The organism is Paenibacillus pabuli, assembly GCF_039831995.1.
Classification (GTDB): domain Bacteria; phylum Bacillota; class Bacilli; order Paenibacillales; family Paenibacillaceae; genus Paenibacillus; species Paenibacillus pabuli_C.
The window spans coordinates 1339624-1351887 of sequence record NZ_JBDOIO010000003.1 but is presented as its reverse complement, the minus strand read 5'-3'; the positions used below and the strand labels follow the sequence as shown (position 1 = coordinate 1351887).

The 12264-nt window shown below is 47.1% G+C and carries 9 protein-coding genes; 6 read left to right on the top strand and 3 right to left on the bottom strand.

Annotated elements, in window-relative coordinates; genetic code table 11:
• The first annotated feature begins 26 nt into the window (after positions 1-26).
• The gene (locus ABGV42_RS08025) at positions 27-1502 is read left to right on the top strand and encodes a glycoside hydrolase family 32 protein (protein WP_347381203.1); all 1476 of its coding nucleotides are present in this window, start codon (positions 27-29) and stop codon (positions 1500-1502) included.
• A gap of 26 nt (positions 1503-1528) precedes the next feature.
• The gene (locus ABGV42_RS08020) at positions 1529-3490 is read left to right on the top strand and encodes a sucrose-specific PTS transporter subunit IIBC (RefSeq protein WP_347381202.1); all 1962 of its coding nucleotides are present in this window, start codon (positions 1529-1531) and stop codon (positions 3488-3490) included.
• 77 nt (positions 3491-3567) lie between these two features.
• Here ABGV42_RS08020 and ABGV42_RS08015 read toward each other — a convergent pair whose 3' ends face one another.
• Positions 3568-3945 (bottom strand): hypothetical protein, encoded by a 378-nt coding sequence (locus ABGV42_RS08015; protein WP_347381201.1) that lies wholly within the window; start codon positions 3943-3945, stop codon positions 3568-3570.
• Positions 3946-4434: 489 nt separating this feature from the next.
• Between ABGV42_RS08015 and ABGV42_RS08010 the strand changes: the two genes are divergently transcribed.
• On the top strand, positions 4435-4824 hold the full coding sequence (locus ABGV42_RS08010; protein WP_347381200.1) for a hypothetical protein: 390 nt from the start codon (positions 4435-4437) through the stop codon (positions 4822-4824).
• Between the two features lie 71 nt (positions 4825-4895).
• Here ABGV42_RS08010 and ABGV42_RS08005 read toward each other — a convergent pair whose 3' ends face one another.
• Positions 4896-5795: a manganese catalase family protein gene (locus ABGV42_RS08005; protein ID WP_347381199.1), complete on the bottom strand. Its 900-nt coding sequence runs from the start codon at positions 5793-5795 to the stop codon at positions 4896-4898.
• Between the two features lie 127 nt (positions 5796-5922).
• The gene (locus tag ABGV42_RS08000) at positions 5923-7647 is read right to left on the bottom strand and encodes a cellulase family glycosylhydrolase (RefSeq protein ID WP_347381198.1); all 1725 of its coding nucleotides are present in this window, start codon (positions 7645-7647) and stop codon (positions 5923-5925) included.
• 451 nt (positions 7648-8098) lie between these two features.
• Between ABGV42_RS08000 and ABGV42_RS07995 the strand changes: the two genes are divergently transcribed.
• From ABGV42_RS07995 to ABGV42_RS07985, 3 genes are all read left to right on the top strand, one after another.
• Entirely contained in the window at positions 8099-9901 is a 1803-nt protein-coding gene (locus tag ABGV42_RS07995; protein WP_347381197.1) for a sensor histidine kinase, read from the top strand.
• Positions 9902-9919: 18 nt separating this feature from the next.
• Positions 9920-10675, top strand: coding sequence for a response regulator transcription factor (locus tag ABGV42_RS07990; RefSeq protein ID WP_347381196.1), 756 nt, complete (start codon positions 9920-9922; stop codon positions 10673-10675).
• Between the two features lie 154 nt (positions 10676-10829).
• A complete protein-coding gene (locus ABGV42_RS07985) occupies positions 10830-12143 on the top strand; it encodes an ABC transporter substrate-binding protein (protein WP_347383176.1) in 1314 nt (437 codons plus the stop codon).
• Positions 12144-12264 lie beyond the last annotated feature (121 nt).

Below are 12264 nucleotides of genomic sequence, written 5' to 3'. Positions count from 1 at the left end.
TTTTGGGCAAGGATAGGAGATATGTTATGAAAATGACCAGAGAACAGCGTTACCGACTTATTGAACAGGCGGAAGAAGGAGAGATCGATAAGCTGAAAGCATTGATTTCCGCGTGCTCGTGGAGACAGTCTTATCATATCCAACCCGTTACGGGCTTACTGAATGATCCTAACGGATTTTCATATTACCAAGGATATTATCATCTTTTCTATCAATGGTTTCCTCTGGGAACAGAGCACGGAATGAAATATTGGTATCACGTCCGCTCGACAGATCTTGTGAACTGGGAGCAGGTAGGAATCGGCATCCGTCCGGGTGATACATTCGATTCGCATGGGGCCTATTCAGGAAGTGCGATTGTCAAGGATGACAAGCTGCATCTGCTCTACACAGGCAACACCAGGGATGAAGAATGGGTCAGACATCCGTATCAGTGCTTGGCGATGATGGATGAAAGCGGTTCAGTGGTGAAAGCCGAGCAGCCAGTTATATCCTCGGTACCGTCCGGGTACACAGAACATTTCAGGGATCCGAAAGTTTGGCAAGACGGAGATACCTATTATTGTGTGATTGGAGCACAGCGGACGGACGAGACAGGCTGTACAGTGCTGTATCGATCATCTGACCTCACAGCGTGGGAGTTTCTGGGTGAGATCCAGACTCATCTGTCACATTTCGGCTATATGTGGGAGTGTCCGGATTACATCGAGCTGGCTGGCAAGGGCGTGCTTCTTTTTTCGCCGCAGGGCATCGAAAGTGACGGGGATTTGTATAACAACATTTTTCAGTCGGGTTACCTGATTGGCGAGCCATTGAATCTTCAGACGAGAGAGTTTGATCACGGCAAGTTTCAGGAATTGGATCGCGGGTTCGATTTCTATGCTCCTCAGTCGATGGAAGCGCCGGATGGAAGACGCATACTGATTGGATGGATGGGACTTCCGGATGTCGAGTATCCAACCGATGAGAATGGGTGGGCGCATTGCCTTACGATCCCGCGGCAGCTGTCATTGAGAGACGGAAAACTCATTCAACAGCCTGTCGCTGAAATGGTGAAGCTGCGTCAGCATTCTGCGGGGCACAGTTGTCAAATGACACTTGAGAACAGATCTGAAACCGTTGCTGCATTCAACGGGATTGCCTATGAACTGGAGTGTGAAATTAGTCATTTTGATGCTGAAACTTTCGGGATTGAATTTCGAACAGGCCGTGAAGAAAAGACTGTTTTGCAATACGACCGCCTCCAGCAGAAATTAATACTGGACCGTTCCATATCAGGTGCTCCAATGGGAGGGATGAATGGTGCGGTACGCCAATGCAAACTGAACGGAGATGTGATCAAGTTACATTTGTTTGTGGATACGTCTTCGGTTGAAATCTTTGTCAACGATGGGGAAGAGGTTTTCACAAGCCGGATTTTCCCGAGCCCTGAAAGTACGGGGATTCGTTTTTTTGCGAATGAAGGCAAGGCTGAATTCCAAGCGACCAAATGGGATTACTAGATATCAGGTGAGGGGAATGAAATACCATGTCGGATAATCAACAAATAGCCAAGGAAGTCATTCAAGCCATTGGGGGTAAAGATAATATCGCATCATTTGCCCACTGCGCGACACGACTTCGCATTATGGTAAATGACAAGAACAAAATTGATCAAAAAAAGGTCGAAAACATAGACAAGGTCAAGGGTGCCTTCTTCAATTCGGGACAGTATCAGATCATTTTCGGTACCGGTACCGTAAACCGGATCTTTGAAGAGGTCGAGAAACTTGGAATTGAAGGTTCCTCCAAGGAAGACGTGAAGAATCAGGGGAAAAAGGAAGGCAATGCATTTCAACGGGCGATCCGCACGTTCGGAGATGTGTTCGTACCCATTATTCCTGTGCTGGTGGCTACAGGGTTGTTCATGGGGCTGCGCGGACTGCTTACCCAGAATGAAATTTTGTCCTTGTTCGGTGCAACGCCTGAGGACATCTCGCCGAATTTCCTGTTGTTTACTCAAGTTCTGACGGATACCGCATTCGCATTCCTGCCTGCACTGGTTGCCTGGTCTGCATTCCGCGTATTTGGTGGCAGCCCTGTGCTCGGGATCGTACTCGGACTGATGCTAGTGAATCCAGCTCTACCGAATGCCTATGCTGTGGCAGATGGATCGGCTCAAGCATTGCACATGTTCGGATTTATACCGGTGGTAGGCTATCAGGGCTCCGTTTTACCTGCATTTTTCGTCGGACTTCTTGGAGCCAAGTTCGAGAAGTTTTTGAGAAGACGCGTGCCGGAAGCGCTGGACCTGATCCTCACACCTTTTATTACATTGACAGTGATGATCACATTGGGACTCTTTGCCATCGGTCCAGTCTTTCATTCGCTCGAAGAGTGGGTGCTGCATGGAACGACAGCCGTTCTGAACCTCCCATTCGGTATTGCTGGAATTATTATTGGTTTCTTCAATCAGATAGTTGTCGTAACCGGCGTACATCATATCTTTAACTTTTTGGAAATCCAGCTGCTGGAGAAAACAGGTTTTAATCCGTTCAACGCCATCGTCACCTCTGCAATGGCTGCACAAGGAGCAGCTTGTTTAGCCGTAGGATTAAAAACAAAGAATACGAAACTTAAGGCTCTGGCCCTGCCATCGTCCTTGTCCGCTTTTCTCGGAATCAGCGAGCCCGCCCTTTTTGGGGTGAATCTTCGCTACATGAAACCGTTCATTATGGGATTGGTTGGTGGCGGAGTCGGTGGTTTTCTCGCGTCCTTGTTCCATCTGCAGGGTACGGGCATGGCCGTAACGGTGATCCCCGGAACGTTGCTGTATCTGAACAGTCAGCTGCCCCTGTACATCCTTGTTAATCTGGTTGCCATAGGTGTGGCCTTTGCGTTAACCTGGTTCTTCGGTTACAAGGATCAGCCACTTGATGCAGAGGAGGTAACGAACAGTGGGAATGAGAGGGATTCTTCCACTGCTCCAACCGCAAGTATGGAAGACCGCACCAACCTTACAGCGGTGCATCGTTCCAAAGTGGATAAGCTGGAAATTGCTTCGCCAATGACCGGTACGGCGGTTGCTTTGGCCAACGTGCCTGATCCTGCATTTTCAGAGAAACATATGGGTGAGGGCATTGCCATTGAGCCAACCGAGGGTAAAGTGTTCGCACCTTTTGATGGTGTCATTGCCCATGTGATGAACAAGAGCAAACATGCTGTCATTCTGGAACATGAAACAGGTCTGCAGATGCTTGTTCATATTGGAATCAATACCGTTGGATTGAAGGGAGAAGGGTTTACCGCTCATGTCAAAAGCGGGGATGTGGTCACCGCTGGACAATTATTGATTGAGTTTGAGATGAATGCCATTCAGGCTGCGGGGCTGCCATTAATCACTCCTGTACTGATTCCGAACGGAAATGAAACGATTGAAGAGGTACAGACGGCCAAAATTGGCAATGTAAAGGCGAATGGGGAGACCATTCTTGTTGTGAAATTCAATTAACAAACAGAAGCAGGCAAAGAGGCTGGTGGTTCGAACAGACTCTTGCCTGTTTTTGATTTTTGCCAAGTGATACAGCACTAAAACGAATAATAAGTCAGTGCATACTCCATAAGGAAGGCACGTACCTGTTCCTGACTCATAGTTGAATCTTCACTGTTTTCCAGATTGCAGATGAGGTTGTCCAAGCCTTTGAGAAGAAAATGGACACGATCCTCTCCCCACAGAGTTTGGTGTTCAGCGATGTAATTGATTGCTTGCTTCGGATTCAGCCCTTTTAACAATCCGAATACCGAAGCCCATTTGACCAGATCGGCGGGCTCTGAACCTTTTCGTACATTAAATTCCGCAAACCCGTGAATGCCTCCACATGAGATTTTGAATAATCCACAATAGCTATCTTCATGTTCATAGGGGAGTAACGGCAACTTTCGCATATCATACCGAATGATTTCCATGGAAGTAATCTTCTGTTCATGGGTTATTGTTAATCGATTTATGAATTCACAACTTGGAAACACGCCACCAACCTCCATCGGAATAATGCCATTTGATGTTCTTCATACTTTGGTTTATGTTAAGGCTGCGCGGGCGACAAAGTAAAATGCTGTGAAGTTTCATTTGTTGGCATTTAAGAGCATTCGGATAGATAATTACTTGATGTAAGCGATTAAATGAAGATCAGTCTGCTGTTTTGGCTCTGTACATCCGTTTATTTCATTAGCACATCTCCTCCGCATTAAAATGAAGCTAGATTACGCCAGGAGTAGATTACAGGTAAAATGAACAGCAGTTTTGCCGAAAATGGGGATTTACGCAGATAATCGTTCCCTCCGTGGCTTGCAGCCCTATGGGTACAGGACTATGATTCGCTCATAACGTGCCAGTGGATGTACTTGCTGGTTTGCAGACGAAGGTGAGGGAGTACGATGTCGGAGGAAGCTGTAATGTTAGTTTCAACGGGTCAGAGCTCAGCTGGAATGGAATTTGTTCGTTTATTGCTGAAGAGGGGAATGGGCGTAATGGTGCTTGTCCACAATGCTGAAGAGGAACAGCAACTGATTGATTTGATTGGTAAAGTTCCTGTGCATCGCCTCTATAACTCTGGTTCGGAAGACAGAATCCCCATGGCTTCCGAGTGGGCGGTAAAACATGCGTTTGTATTTGAACGGAATCTGCCGGAGTGCTGTCAGGATATTCAATTATGCCACAGCTGGTGTCCACAGCGGCTCTATGTGGTTACGAGCAGCCTGAATCCAGTTCATCTGATGTACCGCGGGCTGGGAGCCTCATATGTCATACACAGCCGGAGCGGGGATATATCGTTTGTTTTGTAATTGGACGGAGTTCATGAAAAAAGCGGCAATCTCATCTGAATGAGATAACCGCTTGGGCATATTAATGTGCACTACAAACCTGCGTGCCGCTTCAGGCGCTCTGCAATTTGTAACAGATCCTCTGCAGATACGCCGGGGGCGAATTCTTCAGGCAGATCCGGCAGGTCGGGAATGGCGCCGCTGTGCCCTGGCAGTCCTGCGAATGCCTCCAGTTTTCCGCCATCCGTTGGATGTGTGCCTTTCCAGATCTTGGCGATGTTCTGATAATCCTTGTCACTAAAGGTGTAGAGCCTACGATGTTCGCCCATGGCTTCCCATTTCCGGGTCGTGTCGAAAACCTTGTTGTCGAGGCGGGGAATGGGGAACATCTTGGTCACATCGACACCGGTTGCAATCTGCAAGGCTTTGGCATAGGCGAGAATATGTACGCCACCACGCACGAGCAAATATCCGGTCATCTCCCGGGCAGTCGGATGATCCGTCATCTCGTACACTCTCATCTTGTGGGTTCGTGCACCGCATTCGAGGAAAAAATTGTGCAGCAGGTCGAAGATTAGATTGCCACTGCTGACGACATATGAACCGTTCCAGGGTCTGCCCATGGAATCATAAGGGAGTGCCGTCTGGGCCGATTCAATGAAATGTGAAGTCATGCGAGCATCCTTGCCTGCACGAAGCGGGGTAGTATCCGGATCTCCCGGAGAGGTGGTGCCGACCAGCATCAAGTTAATCGTATTGGCGACAAGTTCCACATGACCGAATTCTTCAGCCGTAATACTTGCCACAATGTCATAAAAGGCACGCAGCTTTTTTTTGCCCCGAAAATTGAAGGATTGGAACATGTAATTGTTTAACGTGGACATCTCGCCGAACTTCCCACCCAGCAGTTCCTGAACTGCGCTTGCTCCATTGGGGTCCGGGTTATTGGAGATCGGCAGTTCAATCGCAAGGCGGTCGACCCGTTTAAACATGATTTTGCCTCCTCAAAGCCAAATTACTGTAAAGGTATGAGGCATGACTTGTACGTTATTCGGACTTTGGTCAAAACAAAAACGTTCTGCCAGAGCAGTGCTCTGAACAGAACGTTTGCATTCAAGGTTAGGACGTTTTACCAACAAGACTTGTGCCGTCCTTCGTTATTTTGTAGGTGAGTACCTCTCCACTCCAGAAGTGGAATTTGAGAATAACCTCCCCATCATTCGTTTCGTTGAAGAAGTTCGGTTTGAGTTCAATGATATTGCGGCTATAATCCGGGCTAAAGGTGTAAGAGAACTCCTTGAAGGATGTCCAGTTTTGCGGCCCGGCGTTACCTCCGCTTGCGTAGGTCGCTTCCATGGTGGCCAGCTGGTTTCCGTTAAATGTCGTCGGAATGGCAAAAGAATCGGTAGTTCCTGTAACATCGCCCAGCACAGGCGTATCATACGTAATGATATTCAGGTTCCAGTCGGCGCCTTTGTTGAATTTCGCTGTAAGCTTCGCATTGACACCAAGATTGCCGGAGGCAGTCAGTCTGGTCAACAGACTGGATTTCAGGGTCAGCACATTACCCTTAATGGTGTAATCTTTGCCTTTAGCCAGTTTCTTGTTACCGAGAGCAAGGGACTTGAAGGTGTTTCCATTCAGGTTCAATTGGATCGTTTGATCTTGAATGGCAGCTCCTTTTTTGAGGTGGACCAAGTCGGATTCGGCAGTGGATGAACGACCTTTCCAGCTCGCTTTTATCGTGTTATACAGTTCAGGGTCAGACCATTTATAGTTAGTACGGCTAAAATGCTGACCATTATCCCACAGCATGGTGGTCATCTTTTTCTGACGCAGGTATTGTCCGAAGAATTCGAAGAATTTCAGTTTTTCACCTTGCTCGATGACACCAGTATGCTGGTCGAAGCCCAGCAAGCCATACTCACCGACAATAACAGGAATGCCTTTGGCTACAAAAGCGTTGTATACACGATCGAATGTGTCTGTGATGTCTTTTTGTACTTCCTCATTAAACTTGGTATAACCAGCGATATTCACACTGAATGGCCAGAAGCCGTAATAGTGCACCGTCGCAATAATGTTCGGATCATTCAATTTCGTGATGGTCTCATTCAATGCATCCAGATCGGCTTGGGCGGATGAGGTGTGCATCGTCGGGAGAACGAGTGGACGTGTCTTGTTGTTTCCGCCGGAAGATCTTACAATTTGATGAAAAGAAGTATTAAGCTCATCGAGCATGCGGTACCCCACTGCGGTATCCGTCGTTCCACCTTCCGTGAAACGGGGCTCGTTTACACTCTCGAACATCAGCTTGGAAGAAGCGTTTTTGAATTGATTCGCAATCTGGGTCCATGCAGAATTGTAACGTGCAAGCACATTATCATGATCCTTCTCCATGTAACTGATCCATCGCCAGGAATCATGGTGAATATTAATCATGACGTAGAGATTGGCATCGAGTGCCCAATTCACAACTTCCTGTACACGGTTCATGTAAGCAGGGTCAATGGTGTAATCGGGTGCTTCGCCGATATGTGCCTCCCAGGTCACAGGAATACGGATGCTTTTATAACCTTGTTTTGCAATCTGCTGAATCAGTTCCTTGGTAATCCGAGGGTTGCCCCAGGCGGTCTCATCTTCGCCCACAGCGTCGAGTGAATTACCCAAATTCCAGCCTGGTTCCATGGCGCTGACGTAAGACTGAATTTTGGTAGGGGCTGCAGGTTTACTTGGCTTGCCTTTGTGATCAGGGGCCGCAGAGGCGATGGCAGAAGAGAACAGAGACAGAATCAGGGCTGTAACCAGTGTCAGGGATAGAACGTTTTTACGATTTTTCTTCATTAACAGTGTCTCCTTCATTCTTGAAATGGTTGAACTGAAGAATTTTGCTTGCTTGATCTGAGTAAAAGCTCAATTATAAAACAGTCCAGACAGGTTATACGAAGGAAGAATCACATCCAGATTATGTATTGAAAGCGTTTTCGTAGATGTTAATATATCATAGAATAAAAGAAGTGAGTACCCTTACAATTGGAAAAGAAATCAGTTAAAAATTAGTGATCCATTTCACGGATAAAATGATAAATGGACATTCGGCGCATGAAAACATGATTTTCAAGAAGGGAAATACGCCTAATGTGTAGATATGTTCTATGCAATGAGAATTATGTTTCTATGACTGGAGTGCCTGGTTCTTTAAAATGAAGATAACGTTGGAAAAGTAAGCCATCCAGGTGCAGTTACACGGTGATATAATAAGTTCACCAGAGGGCAGCAAAAGGAGTCGGTTCATATGCGGAAGTGGCTGGGGTGGATGATCCCCCATAAGCTCAAATACCGTTTGTTTGCAGGTTTCGCGCTTGTCATTCTGCTTCCATTCAGCATTCTCAATCTGTACAACTACGAAAAAATTGAATCGCTTGTGCAGCAGAAGATTAGTGAACAGAGTCACGAACAGCTGGATAATCTCCACCAGTCGCTGGAAGATCAGCTCAGTATCGCGTTTAAAACATTGATCTTCCTGGAACAGGATTCCGAAGTTCGCCGAATTCTCCAAAATCCCGGTGAGCGCACCGTCCTGGACAACAAGGAGCGTATGGAGGACAAATTTAAAGGTTTGAATAACAGCTTTTTTCTCTACAATCCATCCGTTTATTTTACGCTGCTCGACGAAGACGGGCATATCTACACCTCATATCAGCCCAAGGTTCCGCTTGATTATGACACCGTTGCATCGGATCGTTCCTTTTTGGCCCTTCAGGACAGCGGAACTTCATACGTATGGACATCGAATGATGAGAATTACGTATCCCGTGATGTGACCAGGAGCCCGACCCTATTATCCCTGTACGCCAAATTACGTGACCGGAATAACCATACCTACGGACTGGCAAGAATCAGCATCGATTTCTCCTACTGGTTTCAGTCTGTATTGCAGAAGTCCGAGAGTGACCAGCTCTATTTTATAATGACCCGACAGGGCGAAGTGATTGCTCGTTCCAATTCCGAGTCTAAACTATCCGATGAAGTTATTCGGGAGGTTTCCCGAGAGGCGAGTAATGGATACTGGACTGACAAGTCCAGTGAGTCACTCATTAACTACAGTTATCTGCCTTCACTGGATTGGTACATGGTGAACCGCATTCCATTGCAGTTGTTGTTTGGTGAGATTGAAAGCTTGAAGAAGCATTATTTCGCAACTTTCTATGCCATTACGGCCCTTTTTATTGCGATCGCATTCATGATTGCCTATACATTCACAAGACCGTTGTCCCGATTGCAGGTCAAGATGAAGGAAGCGGTTGGTAAGGATCTCCGCATTCGGCTGCCAGAGGAGAATCACCGGGGAGAGGTGCTGGATCTCACCCGAACCTTCAATACGATGATGGTAGACATGAACCGCTTGGTTCAACAGCTTCGTATCGAAGAAAGGCAGAAGGATGCCGTTCATTTTCAGATGCTTCTTGCTCAGATGAATCCTCATTTTCTGCTTAACACGCTCAATACACTGAAATGGATCGGTCTGCGGAACGGGAATGAAGAAACGGTGGAAATATGCCTTTCACTCGGTAAACTGCTGGAGACCAGTCTTAATTCAGATGTGGATCTCATTCTCCTTCGCGATGAAATGGAGCTGACGCGAGCTTTTCTGTATATTCAACAAGTCAGATATGGAAATGGGTTTGATATAGAATTCAGTTATGACGAAGAATTGTTGTATGCCTTGGTTCCCAAGCTCAGTCTGCAGCCTCTGATTGACAATGCGATTCGCCATGGGATTGGCAATATGACTGAGGGAGGACGGATACAGATCCGTATGTTCAGAAATGCAGCCGTGCCTGATCGTTTGACGCTGGAGGTAGAGGATAACGGGGTAGGAATGGATCATTCGAATCATAACAAGGAGCAGGGTCGCCAGAGACCGAGTATTGGACTGCAGAATATCAGGGAGCGTCTGAGACTTCTGTTTAAGGACAAGGGCGAACTCGAGGTGATCTCGTTAGAACAAGGCACGCTATGCCGGATTCATCTGCCTGTACTGCTGTCCGAACCGTACGCGAACGAAACCCCAGGCAACAAGAATGACGAGGATTAACGGAATGGAGGGACTACGATGTGGAAAGTATTGCTGGTGGAAGATGAGACGTTCGTCCGGGAGTCCGTGAAGGAGATCATTCGCTGGGAGGACATGGGCTTCACGCTTGCAGGGGAAGCAAGCAATGGATTGGAAGCGTTACCAATGATTAAGCAGGACCCTCCGGATCTTGTCCTGTGTGACATTGTCATGCCGCAAATGGATGGATTAATGCTGCTGCAGGAAACAAGGAAGGCCGGAATACAATCGAAATTTGTGATGCTGACATGCATGGGCGATTTTGAATCCATGCGGCAGGCCATGGAATACGGGGCATCCAATTATATTCTGAAACTGTCGATGAGTGTGACGGATTTGAGAGAAACACTCGTGAAGATAAGCAAGGAGTTAGCGCATAAGGAAGTGCCAATCGAGCGAACAAGTCTCCCTGCAACCACAGCGCCCAAGGCAAAAATTACGCATCCTGAAGTGAATAAGATCATCCAATATATCGAACAGCATTATGATCAGGATATAACACTGAAATTTCTCGCCCGTTACGTCATGATGGGTGAAAACTATGTGAGTGCCCTGTTTAAAAAGAAGACCGGAGAGACCCTGATTCATTATCTGCATCGAACACGAATTAACAAAGCGATCGAGTACCTGACCGATACCGATTGGCCTGTGAACCAGATTGGCCACCAGGTCGGGTTCATGAACGATAATTATTTTATCAAAATCTTCAAGCGAATGACGGGTACCACGCCAAGTCAGTACCGTCAGCAGAAATAGAACAAAATGATTCGCCTGAACCAATGATAGCGGTTTCAAATGTGTATTTCTGTTCCATGGCAATCATGATTCTGTTACTTACGACCATTCTCACTCATTTGCTATCCTTAAGTTGCAAACTTCAATCCAGAATTTACGAGGGGGTCGTCTCTTGGTGAGAAAAAAAGGCTTGGTTTCACGAATGGTATCGCTTGTGCTTGTCGTGGGTATGATCGCAGGTTGTTCCAACAGTTCAGGTACCGATGCTCAGACAGGTGCGTCTGAAAATTCCGGTGATACAGTCAAGCTGAAAATGTGGGGAGGCGTACCGCCGGAAGCGGGGCCGCAGGCAGTCATTGATGTGTGGAACAAGGAGCATCCTGAAACACAGATTGAATATGTGCGTTATGTGAATGACGACGAAGGCAATCTTAAACTCGATACGGCGATCATGACAGGGCAGGATGTGGATCTGTTTGTGAACTATACGATTTCCCATACAGCCAAAAGGGTAGCATCCGGCGCAGCGGCGGATCTGAGTTCATTCACCGACTACAACATCGACGAGAAAATGGGTGCTGATGCGGAAGGATGGAAAATTGATGGGAAGTATTATGGTGTCCCTACTACAAAGAGTACCTATTTCGTGGCACTGAACAAGGACGCACTCGACGCGGCCAATCTGCCTGTTCCGAAGGATTGGACATGGGATGAGATGAGAGAATATGCGAAAAAGTTAAAAAAGGATAAGGGATATGGCTTCATCCAGAACACGGAACCGTTTGTTGATTCGATTGATTCCGTGCTGTCACAGGAGGGATACACCAAAGCAGACGGAACGTCCAACCTGGATCACCCCATGGTGAGAAAGTGGCTGGAAACGCTGAATGCCATGATGGTGGAAGACAAGACGACACCGCCGCTCGGAGAGCAGCTGACATCGAAGATGCCTGTGGAACAGATGTTTCTGAGCGGGGAAGTACCCATGCTTAACATTGGGGCTTGGCTGCTCCGCAGCTCCAACAATTTTACCGATTACCCGCGTGATTTCACCATCGCCTTCGCCCCAGTGCCGCGTTTGTCTGAAGATAAAGATGGCTATGTCATGCGGGGTGGACTGGGAGATTACATCTCCATTAATGCAAAATCGAAACATCAGGAAGCAGCTTGGGAATTTCTGAAATGGTATGCGGATGGCGGCATGGCTCCAATGGCAGAGGGCGGCCGGTTCCCTGCTTCCAAGGATGCAGATCAGGATAAAGCAATGGAGAGCATGCTTGGGGACAAGAAAGATACGTATGATCAGGAGTCACTAATGTATGTTATGTTTGATTATCAAACGCCAACCTATGTTCGGACCGTGCCTCAGGAAGTAATGGATTTGCGTGCCCAGGAGTACGAGAAGTATTTTCTGGGTGTACAGGATTTGGATGCAACCCTCTCGGCAATGGTCACCAGACATAATGATTTTCTCAAGACGGCCAAATAACAAGAGCAACAAGGAAAGCAACACGATACGTGTACTCACAAAAGGTAAAAAACAAAAAGGGATTGCCCCGGGTTTGTGGCGGCAGTCTCTTTTTTTGCATCAGAATGATAGCCATTCGCAG

Bases quoted from the DNA above. Each gene is read 5' to 3' on its own strand.
- ABGV42_RS08025 (WP_347381203.1), top strand. From the start codon at position 27: ATGAAAATGACCAGAGAACAGCGTTACCGACTTATTGAACAGGCGGAA.
- ABGV42_RS08020 (WP_347381202.1), top strand. From the start codon at position 1,529: ATGTCGGATAATCAACAAATAGCCAAGGAAGTCATTCAAGCCATTGGG.
- ABGV42_RS08015 (WP_347381201.1), bottom strand. From the start codon at position 3,945: ATGGAAATCATTCGGTATGATATGCGAAAGTTGCCGTTACTCCCCTAT.
- ABGV42_RS08010 (WP_347381200.1), top strand. From the start codon at position 4,435: ATGTTAGTTTCAACGGGTCAGAGCTCAGCTGGAATGGAATTTGTTCGT.
- ABGV42_RS08005 (WP_347381199.1), bottom strand. From the start codon at position 5,795: ATGTTTAAACGGGTCGACCGCCTTGCGATTGAACTGCCGATCTCCAAT.
- ABGV42_RS08000 (WP_347381198.1), bottom strand. From the start codon at position 7,647: ATGAAGAAAAATCGTAAAAACGTTCTATCCCTGACACTGGTTACAGCC.
- ABGV42_RS07995 (WP_347381197.1), top strand. From the start codon at position 8,099: ATGCGGAAGTGGCTGGGGTGGATGATCCCCCATAAGCTCAAATACCGT.
- ABGV42_RS07990 (WP_347381196.1), top strand. From the start codon at position 9,920: ATGTGGAAAGTATTGCTGGTGGAAGATGAGACGTTCGTCCGGGAGTCC.